Source organism: Paramagnetospirillum magnetotacticum MS-1 (assembly GCF_000829825.1).
GTDB lineage: Bacteria > Pseudomonadota > Alphaproteobacteria > Rhodospirillales > Magnetospirillaceae > Phaeospirillum > Phaeospirillum magnetotacticum.
In genome coordinates this window covers 766,701-782,356 of the sequence record NZ_JXSL01000030.1, presented here as the reverse complement: position 1 = coordinate 782,356, position 15,656 = coordinate 766,701, and the positions used below count along the sequence as shown (strand labels likewise).

At 63.5% G+C, this 15,656-nt stretch carries 14 protein-coding genes; 5 read left to right on the top strand and 9 right to left on the bottom strand.

Features of this window, described 5'->3' with window-relative positions:
* Positions 1-37: 37 nt before the first annotated feature.
* Genes CCC_RS16220 through CCC_RS16210 form a run of 3 tightly spaced genes read left to right on the top strand, consistent with a single transcriptional unit; the run spans position 38 to position 2,894 of the window.
* Entirely contained in the window at positions 38-1,054 is a 1,017-nt protein-coding gene (locus CCC_RS16220; RefSeq protein WP_009871249.1) for a hypothetical protein, read from the top strand.
* Positions 1,051-2,403: an MBOAT family O-acyltransferase gene (locus CCC_RS16215; protein WP_009871248.1), complete on the top strand. Its 1,353-nt coding sequence runs from the start codon at positions 1,051-1,053 to the stop codon at positions 2,401-2,403. Before CCC_RS16220 ends, CCC_RS16215 begins: the two co-directional genes overlap by 4 nt.
* A gap of 14 nt (positions 2,404-2,417) precedes the next feature.
* Positions 2,418-2,894: an acyltransferase gene (locus CCC_RS16210; RefSeq protein ID WP_009871247.1), complete on the top strand. Its 477-nt coding sequence runs from the start codon at positions 2,418-2,420 to the stop codon at positions 2,892-2,894.
* 1 nt (position 2,895) lies between these two features.
* On the opposite strand, the gene CCC_RS16205 is transcribed toward CCC_RS16210, so the two are convergent.
* Complete coding sequence (locus CCC_RS16205) at positions 2,896-4,332, bottom strand: hypothetical protein (protein WP_041042071.1); 1,437 nt, start codon at positions 4,330-4,332, stop codon at positions 2,896-2,898.
* Between the two features lie 149 nt (positions 4,333-4,481).
* On the opposite strand from CCC_RS16205, the gene CCC_RS16200 reads away from it, so the two are divergent.
* Positions 4,482-5,441, top strand: a complete 960-nt coding sequence (locus CCC_RS16200) for a class I SAM-dependent methyltransferase (protein ID WP_201773314.1) — start codon at positions 4,482-4,484, stop codon at positions 5,439-5,441.
* The gene (locus CCC_RS16195; RefSeq protein ID WP_082036650.1) at positions 5,438-7,057 is read left to right on the top strand and encodes a B12-binding domain-containing radical SAM protein; all 1,620 of its coding nucleotides are present in this window, start codon (positions 5,438-5,440) and stop codon (positions 7,055-7,057) included. Before CCC_RS16200 ends, CCC_RS16195 begins: the two co-directional genes overlap by 4 nt.
* A gap of 41 nt (positions 7,058-7,098) precedes the next feature.
* On the opposite strand, the gene asnB is transcribed toward CCC_RS16195, so the two are convergent.
* The 8 genes from asnB to CCC_RS16155 form a co-directional block, all read right to left on the bottom strand.
* Positions 7,099-8,946 (bottom strand): asparagine synthase (glutamine-hydrolyzing), encoded by a 1,848-nt coding sequence (gene asnB, locus CCC_RS16190; RefSeq protein WP_009871242.1) that lies wholly within the window; start codon positions 8,944-8,946, stop codon positions 7,099-7,101.
* Positions 8,946-9,911 (bottom strand): glycosyltransferase family 2 protein, encoded by a 966-nt coding sequence (locus tag CCC_RS16185; protein WP_009871241.1) that lies wholly within the window; start codon positions 9,909-9,911, stop codon positions 8,946-8,948. The genes asnB and CCC_RS16185 overlap by 1 nt, the downstream gene beginning before the upstream one ends.
* Before the next feature lie 95 nt (positions 9,912-10,006).
* The gene (locus CCC_RS16180) at positions 10,007-10,885 is read right to left on the bottom strand and encodes an SDR family oxidoreductase (RefSeq protein ID WP_009871240.1); all 879 of its coding nucleotides are present in this window, start codon (positions 10,883-10,885) and stop codon (positions 10,007-10,009) included.
* Positions 10,882-11,544 (bottom strand): class I SAM-dependent methyltransferase, encoded by a 663-nt coding sequence (locus tag CCC_RS16175; protein WP_009871239.1) that lies wholly within the window; start codon positions 11,542-11,544, stop codon positions 10,882-10,884. The genes CCC_RS16180 and CCC_RS16175 overlap by 4 nt, the downstream gene beginning before the upstream one ends.
* Positions 11,544-13,370, bottom strand: coding sequence for an ABC transporter ATP-binding protein (locus CCC_RS16170; protein WP_052473277.1), 1,827 nt, complete (start codon positions 13,368-13,370; stop codon positions 11,544-11,546). The genes CCC_RS16175 and CCC_RS16170 overlap by 1 nt, the downstream gene beginning before the upstream one ends.
* On the bottom strand, positions 13,367-14,434 hold the full coding sequence (locus CCC_RS16165; protein ID WP_009871237.1) for a radical SAM protein: 1,068 nt from the start codon (positions 14,432-14,434) through the stop codon (positions 13,367-13,369). The genes CCC_RS16170 and CCC_RS16165 overlap by 4 nt, the downstream gene beginning before the upstream one ends.
* Positions 14,431-14,841 (bottom strand): LIC12192 family sporadic carbohydrate cluster protein, encoded by a 411-nt coding sequence (locus CCC_RS16160; RefSeq protein ID WP_009871236.1) that lies wholly within the window; start codon positions 14,839-14,841, stop codon positions 14,431-14,433. Before CCC_RS16160 ends, CCC_RS16165 begins: the two co-directional genes overlap by 4 nt.
* The gene (locus tag CCC_RS16155; RefSeq protein WP_009871235.1) at positions 14,838-15,641 is read right to left on the bottom strand and encodes a sporadic carbohydrate cluster 2OG-Fe(II) oxygenase; all 804 of its coding nucleotides are present in this window, start codon (positions 15,639-15,641) and stop codon (positions 14,838-14,840) included. Before CCC_RS16155 ends, CCC_RS16160 begins: the two co-directional genes overlap by 4 nt.
* Positions 15,642-15,656 lie beyond the last annotated feature (15 nt).

The following is a 15,656-nucleotide window of genomic DNA, read 5'->3' as shown; positions in this document are numbered from 1 at the left end:
TGATTAGGTTGGCGCCGCAGCTGGGCTACGAAATGTCATGATCCCCAAGACCTATTGCCTGATCTTCGCCGCGTGTTTGGGCGCTTTGGTTTCGGTTAACGCGTTCTCCGTTCCGGTCTTCGATCCGGCCGGATCCGCCACCATGTGCAACGGCGCCTCCATCGGGTTCGAGTCAAAGCTGCGCCATATCGCCGAGAATCCGTCGGTGGATGTCATGCTGTTCGGCAATAGCCGGATCATCGCCGTCGGGACCGAGGAGATCGGCCTGCCGGGGGTGACGGTGTTCAATACCGGTTCAGGCGGCACCTCATTCCGTCAGAGCGTGGCGACGCTGGAACGGGTTATCGCCACCGGCAAGCCGCCCAAGGTGGCGGTGCTGTCCTTTGACCACGTTTCGCTTCTCTATGCCCAGGGAGCGGTGGACTGGCCGCCAGCACCCGCGCGCTGGCCATTGGTCGCTGGCGATGCCCTGGCCTTGATCTCCGCGCCCTACCGGGTGGGGCCAGATATCAGAGCCTTCAGCAAAGCCGTGTTCGGCGCCGAGCTCAATCATGTGGCGAAACTGGCCAACGTCAAACTTCTGTGGTCGCGTCTCAAGGTCATGGCGGGCGAGATGGCGCCGTGTCAGGCCGGTTATCGCGCCGATGGCAGCCGTCCTTGGTCGAAGCCCGCCAAGATCGACCTCAACGGCAGCGCGCTTCCCGTCTACACTCCCCTGGATGCGCGGTATCCGTTGCTGGAACACGATCTCGACCGGTTGGCGGCGATTCAGGCCAAAGGAGTCAAGGTGGTGGTCTATGAAAGTCCCCTGCATCCCAGGCTGGACGAGGTGGTGGAGCCTCTGTTGCCCGATGAGCAGAGGCGTCAGCGGGTGCGGTTGCGCGACGGCGCTCTCGCCCGGGGCCTGACCTATCACGCCGCTCCGGTCATCTGGGGATCGGAGCGCGATGGATTCTGGCACGACCCTGACCATGCCCCGGCGCGGGCACTGGGGCGCTTTATCGCCGGTTTGGTCGCCCCCCTGTTGTCGCCACCGCCGAGGTCCGCGTCATGATTTTCAATTCACCCGGCTTTCTCCTGGTGTTCTTTCCGGTGGCGATGTTGCTGTTTCTCAGCGCCCGCCTGCGGCCGTGGCGTCTTTTGTTGTTGCTGGTGGGATCCCTGGTCTTTTACCAGCTTTCCGCGGGAAGCGGCCAACTGGTGCTGCTGCTGCTTTGTATCGGCTGGGTGCATTTCTGGTCCGGGGCGCCTGCGGCGGTGGGCAACGGCCGCCGTCTGGCGCTATCCATGGCGGTTCCGGCCATGGTGCTCATTTATTTCAAGTACGCGGCCTTCCTGCTGTCCAGCGTCGGCCTTGATGGGCGCCTGCCGACCTTCAAGGGGGGGTTGCCGGCCGGCATCTCCTTCTACGTCTTTCACATGATATCCTTCGCCATCGACCGCTATCGCGGCGATCTGCCCCTGGTGCCGTCCCGTCTGCAATTCGCCACCTATGTGGCCTATTTTCCGCAATTGGTCGCAGGCCCCATCACCCGCTTTCGCCAGGTGGGCGACAGCATCCGCCGGATCACCGATTTCCGGCCGACCGAGGGGTCGGTTTGGTCGGGGCTATCCATGCTGTCCGTGGGATTGGCCGCCAAACTACTGTTGGCCGATCCGCTGGCCGAGCTTCTCGCCCCGCTGCTCAAATCGGCGACCAGCCTGGATCGGGCTTCGGCCGCCTATGTGTTCCTGGCCTACAGCTTCCGCATCTATTTCGATTTCTATGGCTACTCGATGATGGCCATGGGCCTTGGAACCCTGTTCGGCATCGTCTTGCCGCGCAATTTCGACCGCCCCTATCTGTCGCTCAATCCCAAGGAATTCTGGCGGCGCTGGCACATGACGCTGTCATTTTGGATTCGCGACTACCTGTATCTGCCGCTGGGCGGGAACCGCCACTATGTGCGCAACATCCTGATCGTCTTCGGCGCCTGCGGCCTGTGGCATGGCGCGGGCTGGAACTTCGTGGTCTGGGGCCTGTATCACGGCGTGCTGATCCTGCTTTATTCGGCGACGCGCGGAGCCTGGGACCGGTTGCCGAAGGGGGCGTGCATCGCCCTTACCTTCCTGCTGGTCACGGCCGGGTGGCCGCTCTTCGCCCTGGACCTCACGTCCTTTGCCGCCATGACGGCCAATCTGATCCAAGGCGGCGGCGTGGCGGCGGATATCCCGACGGTGGGCTGGGGGCTGGTGGCGCTGGCGGCCGTGGTGACCTTCGGCGTCGATACCGACAAGGTCACCGAGGTCAGCGTTCCGCAACAGCCTTGGTATCGCCTGCGCCAAGCCATTCTGGCGGTTCTCGCCGTGGCCGCGGTGTCCATGGTCGAGGGCAGCCAGCCCTTCATCTATTTCCAATTCTAGCCGAGGAGCCTGCCATGCCGGTGACCGAAGACGTCGTTCTGGGCCGTGACGTGCGGATCTTCCAGAAGGATCTGGTCAATATCTACGGCTGCACCATCGGTGACGAGACCAAGGTGGGCGCCTTCGTCGAAATCCAGCGCGGCGCGGTGATCGGGGCACGCTGCAAGGTGTCGTCGCATAGCTTCATCTGCGACGGCGTCACCCTTGAAGACGGAGTCTTCGTCGGCCACGGGGTGATGTTCACCAACGATCTCTACCCTCGCGCCGTCAATGCCGATGGTTCGCTTCAAGGTGCCGAAGACTGGGTGACGGTACCGACCCTGGTCAAGGCGCGCGCCTCCATCGGCAGCAACGCCACCATCGTCTGCGGCATCACCATCGGCGAAGGCGCCATGATCGCTGCCGGTGCCGTGGTCACCCGCGACGTCCCCGACCACGCCCTGGTGGCCGGGGTGCCCGCCCGGGTGGTGGGCGATTGCCGCGACCGCTGATCTAAAGACCAGCCTTCTTGTAGACGGCGTAATAGTCGCCCTGGAACTTGAAGATTTCCACCACGGTACGGCCCGCTTCCAGCATCACCTGGTGGCGGCCGGGCGCCGAGGCGTTTTCATCGACGTTCCAGATGACGAAATCGGCGTTCGTGTCGGGAATGTCCATGTCGTACATGACGGTCTGGGGGAACAGCACCATCAATGTCGGCGGCATCAGCACGGTATGGCCAGCGGTCATGGTCCGGATGCGCTCCATCTGGGCGCGGTAGGGGGTGTTGGCCCCGGTCACGGTCTGGACCGCCTGCATGAAGGCGTTGCTTTGCCCGAACACCGACTTGGCCAGTACACTTTCCTGGATCAAGACCAGCATGGCCAGCGCCGCCACCACCGCGCTGGCTTGGCGGGCGTAATGGCATAGGGCGGCGGCGGTGAGGAGAATCAGCGGCGGGAAATAGACGCTGGTATAGACCGGCCATTTAGAGGGATAGAACAGCAGCATCAGAGCCAGCGTGGCTGGCACCACCAGCAGGAAGCGCCGGGCCGGGGCGGGCAGGGCGGCGCGGGTGCCGGGCAGCAGGGCCGCCCCGGCCATGGCCAGCAGCGACCAGAAGAACAGCGGATTGGTGCGGAACAAGAACCAATAGCGATTGAGCTCATAGGCGATGCCGCGCGAATGCTCGACATCGATCTCCGACCAGTGGCGCTGCAGGGCGAGGAACTCGGACGGGCTCAGATTCCAGATCAGCAGCCGCAGACCGATGGCGGTGGCGACCGCGCCGATGGCGATGCCGAGCGCAATGGTGCGGCGGTCAAGCCGGGGCAGCACGAAAATCAGGGCGATTACATAAACCAGCACGGCGGCGACAACCATGTGGTGGTTGGGCATCAACAGCGGCACCAGACCGGTGACCAAGAGCAGCGGCCGGGCATCTTGGCGCAGCAGGACCGCCAGGGCGGCATAAATGACCGCCGTCTCGGCCAGGACATAAATGACGTCGAACCGAGCCCAGACCATGTAGCTGGCGGCCAGCATGACGAAGAGCAGCGCCGTCGCCGCCATGGCCGCTGGCCGACCCAGGCCCAGCATCAAGACGCTGCGCGACAGGAACCACCAGGCCGCCACGGCCATCAGCGTCGAGGGCAGGCGCAGCAGGACATAGAGCGCGCCCTGGCGGGTCAGGGGATAGATCTGGGCATGGACCCACATCAGCGGCTTCATGAAGGTGATTTCCAGGTCGCCGAGATGGAAGCCCAGGCTGAAGCGATGCTTGGCGAAGGAGTGGATCAGCATGTAGAGCTGCCAGCCCTCATCAAGGAAGAATGGTGTCAGGGCCATGGCCGCCAGCAGTGCGGCGATGACGGCCACGTCCACCACCGACTGACGGCCGCATAAGCGGGCGGCAAGGCCTGGGGCTTGGTGGTCTTGGGGTTCGCGCATGGGATCGACCTTGCCTATGAAACCTTGTTGCGGATTGGCGAGCGTGCTAAATGGAACCCGTCGCCGGAGCGCAATATGGCGCCGCGCCCGGCTCGTTCCAAGCGCTATATACTGGGAAGGGTCCATCCGTGTCCCCGGAGATTTCTCCCGTGCGGTCGCCTGTCGCCACCATGACCGACTCCTTGCTGTTGTCCTTGCTGCGTTGTCCGAGAAGCGGTGAGCCCCTGCGTGCCGAGGGCGAGACAGCCCTGGTGGCCGAGCCCTCGGGCCGGCGCTATCGCGTTTCCGGCGGGGTGCCGCTGCTGGCCGAGGACGGAATCGGACACGATGCCCAGGTCCAGCAGCAGCATTACGATGGTGTCGCCGCCGCCTATGTGGAGAATCTGTCCTATCCCCATACCCAGGAATATCTGGCCTATCTCGACCAGATGCTGGAGACGGTGGTCGAAGGGCGGCCCATCGGCATCGCCGCCGAGATCTGCTGCGGCAGCGGTGAGGCCTTCCGCCAGTTCGGCGAGCGCATGGCCCAGGGCATCGGCATCGATATTTCCGCCAATATGCTGGGCGCGGCCCGGGCCAGCTTTCCCGATCCCCGCTTTCTGTTCGTTCAGGGTGACGCCAACCGCTTGCCCCTGGCCGATTCCTGCCTCGACACCGTGTTCATGGTCGGCGGCGTCCACCACATCAACGACCGTCGCGCCCTGTTTTCGGAAATCCATAGGGTGCTCAAGCCCGGCGGGCGCTTCTATTGGCGCGAGCCGGTGAGCGATTTCCTGCCCTGGCGCATGATCCGCTGGGTGATCTACCGCCTTGCTCCGGCCCTGGACCATCTTACCGAGCGGCCTTTGCGTTATCACGATACCGTGCCTTTGCTGAAAGAGCTGGGCTTCGGGGTCGAGGCCTGGAAGACGTGCGGGTTTCTCGGATTTTGCTTCCTGATGAACAGCGACGTGCTGGTGTTTAATCGGCTGTTCCGCTTCCTGCCCAATATCCGGGATCTGTCGCGGGCCCTGATTCGTCTGGATCACGCCATGACGTCGACACGGTTGTTGAGCCGTCAGGGGCTGATCGTGGTCGGTGCCGCCGCCAAGCCCGAGGGATCGTCATGACCGAGAGCCACAAGTCCGAGCGCATCCGTCCGCTGGTTCAGGTGATTGGCGAGGTTCCCGCCTCGACCGGTCCCAAGGCCAAGGTCGCCCTGGTGCGCGGCCCGGTGGTGATGACCGCCAATGCGCTGAACAACGAGGCCGTGCCCGCCCTCGGCCTGGCCTATGTTGCTGGTTTCCTGCGCGCCCATGGCTATGATCCCTTGTTCCTCGACGGTATCGCCGAGGGACTGAACCGTACCTATCCTCTGGATAATTATCCCGGTTATTGGGCCCAGGGCCTGACCATCGACGAGATCGTGGCGCGGATTCCCGAAGATACGGAGGTCATCGGCTTCTCGGTGATGTTCTCGGGCGAGTGGCCGGTGCAGCGCGATCTGATTCGCGCCGTCCGCATCCGTTTCCCTCACGCCTTCCTGGTGGGCGGTGGCGAGCACATCACCGCGCTTACCGAATATTCCATCCGTGATTCGGGTCTCGACGCCTGCGTTCTGGGCGAGGGCGAGTTCACCTTCTATCGCCTGCTGGAGGCTCGCTCTGCCGGTGAGGATCTTTCGGTGGTGGGCTCCATTGCCTATCTTGATGCCGAGGGCCGTTTCGTCGTCACCTCCGAGCCGACCCGGGTGCGTGATATCGACAATATCCCCTGGCCCTGGTGGCCCGAGGGTTATCTCGAGGGCTTTTGGACGGCGGGCAAGTCCTATGGCGTCCAGACCGCCCGCGACATGCCGATGATGATTTCGCGCGGCTGTCCGTTCCAGTGCACCTTCTGCTCCAATCCCCGCATGTGGACCACCCGTTATTCCTTGCGTGCTGTGGACGATGTCATCGCCGAGATGAAGCACTATATCGCCCATTACGGCGCTACCGCCTTCCAGCTTTACGACCTCACCGCCATCGTCAAGAAGGATTGGGCGGTGGATCTGTGCCAGCGGATGATCGACGAGGGCATCGCGGTCAAATGGTCGCTGCCGTCGGGTACCCGCAGCGAGGCGCTGGATGAGGAGGTCTTGACCCTGTTGCGCCAGACCGGTTGCAACTATCTGGTCTATGCCCCGGAGAGCGGTTCACCACGCACGCTGGAGCGGATCAAGAAGAAGATCTCGCTCGATAAGCTGACGGAGTCGGCCCTGATTGCCAAGAAGGTGGGGCTGGTCATCCGTTGCAACCTGATCATCGGGTTTCCGCACGAGACCCGGCGCGACGTGTTCGATACCGTGCGCTACGGCCTCTATCTGGCGTTCAAGGGTGCCGACGAGGTCTCCATCAACATCTTCTCGCCCTATCCCGGCAGCGAACTGTTCCGCGAATTGGATGAGGCCGGGCGGATGATTGTCAATGACGGCTATTTTCTGTCGCTGACCTCGCTCAACAGCGACTACACCCGCTTCAACCCGCTGACCTTCAACACCAATATGGGGGCGGCCGAGCTGGCGCTGTACCGCATCACCTTCATGCTGGGCAATTATATCGTCGGCTATCTTCGCCATCCGTCGCGCATCTGGCGGACCATCCGCAATGCCTTTCTCGGCAAGGGCACCAGCACCACCGTGCTGGAACACCGGCTGAAAGACGCCATGGCCCGGCGCCGCGCCCGCAAGCAGGCTGAACGCGGCTAGAGGCTCTTCGGGGGCGGGTTCGGGCGATCGCCGGAAGCCGCTCAATTCACCGTGGAAAAACGCCGTTCCAGCGCCAGCCAGCACCACAGGCCATGGCGGCAATCCTGGCGCTTGGTCCGATGGCGCTCCCAGCGCTGACGCAGCCAGGCATCGTCGAGCAGGGGCGTGCCCGCGGTGGGCGGATCCATATCGCGCAGCCAGCGGGCCAGGGGAATGCCGAAGCCTTTCTTGGGCCGGTCGATCAACGCGTCGGGGACCAGTCCGCGCACGGCCTTCTTCAGCAGCACCTTGCGCTGTCCACCCGCGACCTTGAAGCGGCTGGGCAGGCGGCGGGCGAAATCGGCGACGTCGTTGTCGAGGAAAGGGGCGCGCACCTCCAGGGCGACCTGCATGCTGGCGCGGTCTGACTTGGTCAAGATGCCGTCCTGGAGATAAAAGGCGGTGAAATAGTCCAGAGCCCGGTCGATGGGGTCGGGGGAGGCGCAGGCTTCCCAGCGCTCGATGGCCTCGCTGTAGAGCTCTTCCGGGGCGAGGCGCGAGCCGAACACCTGGTCGATCTCGGAGGGTGACAGGGCGCCCATCCAGCCGGGCAGCCACATGGAGGGTTCCCGGCCGACGCCGCGCAACCAGCGCTGAATCTTGAAATCCAGGCTCATATTGGCGTCCGATGGTGGCAAAAGCCCGGCCAGGGCCTCGATGGCGGGATGGACAGCACCCGGCACCAGGGCGCGATAGCGTCGCGAGGCGGCCAAGGCGGTCAGAGGATCGTATCCGCCGAACAATTCGTCGCCGCCGTCGCCACTGAGCGCCACCGTCACCGAACGCCGGGCGAAGCGGCAGAGCAGGCTGGTCGGCAGGATGGAAGGATCGCCGCTGGGCTCGTCCAGCCGGGCGAGCAGGTCGGGAAGGTCGCGCCGCGCCGCGTCCAGGTCGCAGGTCTCCACATGGTGGCGGCAGCCCACTTCGGCGGCCATGCGGCGCGCAAAGGCGCTTTCGTCGAAGGAGGCCTCGGTGAACCCGATGGAGAATCCGTCAAGGCTGGCGGCGGGGCGATGGCGGGCGGCCAGGGCCAGCATGGCGCTGGAATCAATGCCGCCCGAAAGGAAGATGCCCAGCGGCACGTCGCTTTCCAACCGGTCGCGGACGGAGGCGTCCAGCAGGGCGCGCAGTTCCTCGGCCAGTTCGGTCTCGCTCCGGCCGGTTTCCTCCGGCTCGATGGCGAAGCGCCAATAGCAGCCGCGCTCGGTGGTCAGGCCGGACAGCGAAAGTTCCAGCCAATGGCCAGCTGGCAATTTGGCGATGGCCTTGAACGGCGTATGGGGGGCGGGGAACAGGCAATAGGCGAAGAATTTGCGGATTGCCAGCGCATCGGCCTCGGCTGGCACGCCGGGATGGCGCAGCAGGGCGGAAATCTCCGAGGCGAAGGCGAACAGGCCGGGTCGCTCGACCACATAAAGCGGCTTCTCGCCAAAGCGGTCGCGGGCCAGGAACAGGCTGCCCCGTTCGCGGTCGTGAATGGCGAAGGCGAACATGCCGTTCAGCCGCCCCGGCAGGTCACGGCCCCATTGCCGCCAGCCATGAATCAGGACCTCGGTGTCGGAATGATCGGAGGCGAAGACGTGGCCCAGGGACTCCAAATCGCGGCGAAGGGCGCGGTGGTTGTAGATCTCACCGTTGAAGACCACGCCGATGCGGCCGTCGCCGCTCCACATGGGCTGGGCGCCGCCTTCGAGATCGATTACCGCCAACCGGCGATGGGCAAGATGGACCGCCCGCTCGGGGTCGATCCACAATCCTTCGCCGTCGGGGCCGCGATGGGCGATGGCCCCGGCCATGGCGGCCAGGATGTCCCTATCGCCGTCGCCGACAAAGCCGGCGATGCCGCACATCAGCTATCCTCGTCGAGGTTCAGCTTCTCGCGGATGAAATAGGTAGGCCGGTCCTGGGATTCGTAATAGACCCGCACCATCATTTCGGCCAGCAGTCCCAGTAATACGCACATGATGCCGGTAACAAAAGTCATCACCGACAGCAGCGGCAACGGGGTCTGGATCAGATAGATGCCTTCGAACAGCTTCAGCCACAGGGCGAACAGTCCGCTGGCCATGGATACCGCGATGCACAGGGCGCCAAACAGGCCGAAGACGTAAATGGGCTTGGTGTTGTAGTCCTCGAGGAACTTCACCACGATCAGGTCCAGCACCACCTTCAGGATACGGTTGAGGCCGTATTTGGACTTGCCGTGGATGCGGGCGTGGTGGCGAACCGGGATCTCGGTGACATTGGCGCCGTGCCAGCTGGCATAGATAGGGATGAAGCGGTGCATCTCGCCGTAAAGGCGGACATCCTCGATCACCGAGCGGCGATAGGCCTTCATGGTGCAGCCGTAGTCGTGCAGGTGCACCCCGGAGATGTGGGAGATCAGGCGGTTGGCGATGATGCTGGGCAGGCGGCGGCGCAGGGCGGCATCCTGGCGTTCCACCCGCCAGCCCGAGACCACGCTGTAGCCTTCTTCCAGCTTGGCGACCAGTTTGGGGATGTCGCCTGGCTCGTTTTGCAGATCGCCGTCCATGGGCACGATGATCTCGCCCTTGGCGTGGTCGAAGCCAGCCATGATCGCGGCGGTCTGGCCGTGATTGCGGCGGAAGCTGATGACCTTGATCCGCGTGTCGGCGGCGGCGATTCCGGCCAGTCGCGCCTGGGTGCCGTCACGGCTGCCGTCATTGACGCAGATGACTTCGAAGGGGCGTCCGAACTCGACAAGGACCGGAACGAGGCGGTCGATCAGCGGTGCGACGTTGTCTTCCTCATTGTAGAATGGGATGACCACGGAAATGGCGATTTCGACCGTCATGCGACTGACTTCCTTGACCTGGGATCTGGGCGAGCATTACCCCAGATCGCCATTCGGTTCAATGCTGGCCTACGTCTTCGCCGCGGCCAAGAAGGTCAGGCCAGGGCCTTGCGGAGCAAGACATCGATGGCGTCTTCCGGGTTCATCATGGTCATGCCGGTGGCGGCGATCAGCTTTTCGGCGCGCATGGAGACATCCTTGGGTCGGCGTTCCGGCAGGTTGAAGTCGTCGATGGAGCAAGGCTCCACGGCAATGCGCGGGTAGCCTCGCCGCACCAGGGCGGCCAGGGTCATTTCCAGCAATTCCAGGCGATTAAAACGCTGGTTGCCCGAAAGATGGTAGATACCCCCGAGATCGCGTTCGGCTACTCGCAGAATCGCCTCGCCCACATCGCCCACATGAACGGGCGAGAACACCTGATCGGCGGCGCAGCGCATGGCTGTGGCGCCACCCAGGGCCTGAGCGATCCAGGCGCTGAACAAGGTGCCGTCGCCGGGCTCGGTGCCGTAGACCTTGGCGAAGCGCAGAATGGCGTGAGGCTTGCCCGATGCCAGGAGGAAATCCTCCACCTCCTTCTTCTGGCGGCCGTAAAGCAGGATGGGCCGCGCCTCGTCGGTCTCCACATAGTCGCCCTTGACCCCGTCGAAGACGAATTCGGTGGAGGCGAAGATGGGGGTGATGCCCAGGCCCCACAAATCCTCCACCAGCCGGGTCATGGCGACGACGTTGAGCCGGTGTGAGACCTGCGGGTCCTTGACGCAGGAATCGGGCTGGGGATCGGCCAGCAGGATGACGGCATGGCTGGACTCGCCCGGGCGAATCACTTGGGCGATGGATTGGGTCACCGAATCAAAGCGACGGCCACCGGCCAGTTCATGCGAGCGATAGGTGCCGATGGCCTGATCCGGTCCCAGCCGGGTCCAGAGATGGCGACCGACCGAGGAAGAGGCGCCGAGGATGAGGAGCTTGGTCATTGGAAATAGATGAATCCGTGATCGCCGGTATAACCGGCTTGGTCATACACCCACCGCCAGCCTTCGGGCCGGTGGAAGCTCTCGCAGGTTAACTGCCAGTACAGCAGGTTGGCCTTCTCGCTTTCGTCGCGATAGGACTCGACGCAGATATAGCCGCGCCCCGTGCTCACCCGCTGCATCTCGCGCACCGCCTGATCCAATTCGTGAATCTGCAGATTGTGGAAGGTGTTGATGGAGATCACCAGATCGAAATGGCGGTCGGGCCAAGGCAGGCGGGTGGCGTTGCCGAGAGTCAGGAATGGCCGTACCTCCTCCTTGGCATTGTTGATGCCGTATTCGGAGATGTCGAGACCGGCGACGGTCAAACCGGGACAGGCGCGGGTCATTTCGTAGAGCAGGAACGCCTTGCCGCAGCCGATATCGAGAACCTTGTCTCCGGCCTTGAGCCCATAATGGCGGACCAGATCCTCGGCCAGGGGCAGCCAGCGGCCATCATAGCGCATGCCGCCAAAACCATGGCGGCGGTCACCATCCCAGTAATCGAAGCCCCATTGCTTGGCGGTCGCGGCGCATTCGGCTTTGTCGTACTCCACCACCCGCTGGACATAATCCCGCTTGGTGGCGTTGTGGTAGCGCCCGATGAAATCGATCTCGGCCATTATCCCTCCCCTGCGGTCGCCGACGGTAATTGCGACAATTCGGTCATGCGGCGGAAATCATCATTGCCGCTGATCATGTCGTCATAGCTGCCCCGTCCGGCCACCACTCCGTCCTTGAGCAGGATGATCTCCGAGCATTTGTGCAGTGTGCTCAGCCGGTGGGCGATCAGGATGACGGTTTTTTCTCCACTCAGCGCCTCGATGGCGCGCGAGACCTCTCGCTCGGTTTCGGAATCCAGCGACGAGGTCGCCTCGTCGAAGATCAGCAGTTCCGGTTCGTTGTAGAGAGCGCGGGCGACGCCGATACGCTGGCGCTGGCCCCCCGACAGATTGATGCCGCGCTCGCCCAGGCGGGTGTCGAGCCCCTGGGGCAGTACCGCCACGACATCGTCGAGCTGGGCCAGGGATATTGCCCGACGAATGCACTCGTCGTCGATTTCACCATCGGGTATGCCCAGCGCGATATTGCGGCGCAAGGTGTCGTCGGTGAGGTAGATCACCTGAGGCACATAGCCGATCTTACGCTGCCAGGCGCGAGGGTCCGCCGCAATGTCGACGCCGTCCACCAGCACCCGACCGCCGGTCGGAGACAGCAGGCCCAGCACCACGTCGATCAGCGTGCTTTTGCCTGCACCGGTGGTCCCGGCAATGCCGATGGAGGAGCCGCGCCGGACGGTCAGCGTCACCCCTTTGAGGATTTCACGGTCGCCGCCAGGATAAGTGTAGCGCACCGCGTCCAGCTCAAGCTGGCGGGTGAAGTCCAGCGGCGCCGGATGGCTGAGTGGCGCCGCGGCAAGCCGCAGCCTTTGCCAGTCGCCGCTGATGCTCTGGGTTGCCGCCGCCCCCTTGCGGATGTTGTTGAAGTACAAGACGATACGGTTGAGCGAAGGCTGCAGCCGGAAGCCTGCATAGCCGAACAGGGCCAGGGTCGGCAGCACCGCTTCGCGTCGGTCGGCGCCCAGCACCACCAAGGTGATGACCAGGACCATCCCCGCGACCATCAGGGTCTCCATGGCCAGACGCGGCATCTGCTGCAGGACCGAGGCGCGGCAGAGATATTGGCTTCTCTCCCGGTACAGGCCGCCATAGCGATCGGCGAAGAAATCCTCGCGCCCCAGGACCTTGGCCTCCTTGACCGCGCCCAGGGCCTGTTGCATGGCCTGGATCACCTGGGCCTGCAAAACTTGGATCCGGGCGCCCATGGCCGAGAAGGCCCTGCGCGTCGCCGTCAAGGTGCCCAGCATCAGCAGGCCAAGAACCAGGGCGGTCACCAGTGAGATTTTGGGCTCGCTGACCAGGAGGACCGTGACGATGCCCATGGCCACGAGTATTTCCGACACCATGATCACCGCTGACAGCAAGGCGCTGCGGAAACTGTCATCGACGGCATATTCCAGGGTCTGGATCAACTGGGCGGAATTGCGCCGGAAATGGAAGGTGTAATCCACCTGGAGATAGCCGCGCAGCAAGGTATCGGAAACAATGCTCGTGGTGTCGAAGCCGGTCTTTTCCTGATTGTAGATCTGAAAATACAAATAGCAGTTCTTGGCCACGAAAAAGACGACCACGGCAAGGCCAAGCACCACCAGGGTCATGGCCTGATTTTGGCGGGCCAATTCGGACAGCTGCGGCCCCAGGACGGGGAGGCGGGCAAGGATTTCGATGTCGTTGACGACGCTGATCAGGCCGAACACGACGCCGGTGCCGATGGTTTCCAACAGGGCGGCCCCTGCCGCCAGCACCACCAGCCCGGCCCAGCGCAGCCGCAGCGGCGGGTCCAGCATGGCGATGCAGGCGCGTATGGTGGTCCAGGGCAAGGCGTTCATACAAAAAGGCCGTGCTCGGAATCGATGGACAGATACTGCATTATGGCCTGATTCTTCGAATGCGAAACGCAGTGATGCCGACATAGCCGCGAGGGATCGAATTCGGCCATGCGCTGCCGGTTCTCCTCGGAGAACCAGTAGTCCCGGAACGAGCGCCCGCGGATGGAGCCCAAGGTGCCTTCCTTGGTATAGGCCTTGTCCTGGCAGGTGTAGACGGTCTGGTCCGCCCCGATCACCGTGAGGAACTGAAGGAAGGGGCAGCGGTGATAGTCCTTCTCGAAGCGGCTTTCCATTTCATGGAAATGGTCGAGGACGGAAAAGCCATCACCGCTCAGCGCCTTGGCCCGCTCGATCTCCGCCCTGGCCCCTTCGGCGAATTCACGGTGATAGCGGTTGTTCTCGTCCACGGAATTGCCGACCACGGCGGCCGAAAGCTTGACGTGATTGACTCCGATCGCCTTGAAGCGGGCGCAAACCTCGCTCAGGCGGTGGTAATTGTCCTTGCCTGCAATGAAAGAGACGCCCAGCACGCATTTGGTGCCGGTTTCAACGAAGGCCTTCATGTTCTCCAGCAGCTTGGTGAACTCGCCAGCCTTGGCGCCCCGGCTGCTGACATAGGAGTCGTCGTCCCAGGCATCGACCGAGACCCGCACCCAGGTGGCGTGACGGGCCAGGGACTGTGCCACCTTGCCCTTGAGATTGGCGCCATTGGTCAAGGTCGCCACCCGGACTCCGCCAGCCGCCAGGCGGTCGATCACTTCGGGCAGGGGCTTATAGAGCAGCGGCTCGCCGCCGCCGGAAAAGGTCACCGCCTTGACTCCCATGGCGACAATGTCGTCGGCGATCTCCATCATCTTGGCTTCGGGGATCAGGTCGGACTCGTCCATGTCCTCGCCCAGCTTCAAATCATCGGTGCGATAGGCGCAGTACCAGCACTTGTGATTGCAGCGGTTGGTCGGCTTGATGCGGATGTGGACAGGCGGAGCGACCGTACCTCCGGCCAGGGCGTCGAGCTGGTCCTTGAACCGCAGGAATTTGAGATTGGAATACAGAACGGCGCTCATGAAAGCTCTTTCGGGCAGAATGGCAGGGCCTGGCGCACCAGGGTGATGTCTTCCCAGCGGCGGAGATCGTCGCCGCTGGCCAATTTCAGGTCTTCCAACGCGGCATGGAGAACGCCGCCGCTGGCCAGCGCCCGCTCCAGAATATCACGGCGCCGGGCGCGGTCATCGGGCAATTGGGCCAGGGAATACAAGATGGCGCCGCCAAGCCCGGCCATCTCGTCGAGCACCTGTTCCAGCATCATGGTGCAGTCGGGCATGGCATATTCAGTGGCCGACAACAGGAAATCCAGCCCTCGGCGCCGAGCATAGTCGCGGACTGTCAGATTCTGTACCGCCTGCGGCACCCGGTCGCCGCCGATGGGGCGCGAACTGATATAGCCGCGATAGCCGAAGCGGAGTTCGGTCATGGCGGGTTTCCGCCTGGCAGGCGATACTCCAGGCCGACACGGCTGGCAGGACGGAGCGTGATGGGCTCGAAGAATTCGCCGATTCGTTTGTCCGCATAGGGAGTGAACACGCCCTTGAAACGGCAATTCATGGACCAGCGGGTCTCGGCCTCGGCATTGACGCGATTACCGTGCATCAGGGTCTGGTTGAAGACCAGGACTTGGCCGTAGGAAATGTCGAGGAAGGAGAGATCGGTCCGGGCGGCCTGGAAGAGTTCCTCGGTGGAGCGGAACTCGGCCAGGCGCGGCGCCCAACGGATATTGGCCTCGGGCGAGGCGATGAACATGGACTTGGTCGCTCGGCAATCCACCAAGGGCAGCCAGACCACCACCTCATAGGGCGAATCGCCCGACCACACGTCGGAATGCAGAGGCAACAGTGACGAGGCATCGCCGGGGAGCTGGATCGACAGGTTGAGACGGCGCTGCATGGCCAGTTCGCTGCCCACCAGGGCGTAGAGCGCGGACCGCGCCAGCCGGAAATAGAGCGGTCGCGACCAGGGTGCGGCATTAACCGCATCGATTGCCGCCAACCGCAGGTCGTTCAGCCGGGCGGGATCGACGTGGTTGTGGACGGAATCGAGAAAAACGCCAGCCTCGCTGGGGGCTGGCAGGCCGAGATGGGCGGCGGCGGCCAGGGCGATGTGACTGCGCAGCCGATCAAGCCCTTCACGGTCTTCGACTGGCAGCACAACCCGCCCCTGGACCAGGAAGTGTTGGGCCAGATCATGTTCCTCGGCGGTCAAGAAGTCGGAGGACACCCCGTTAATTCTCCC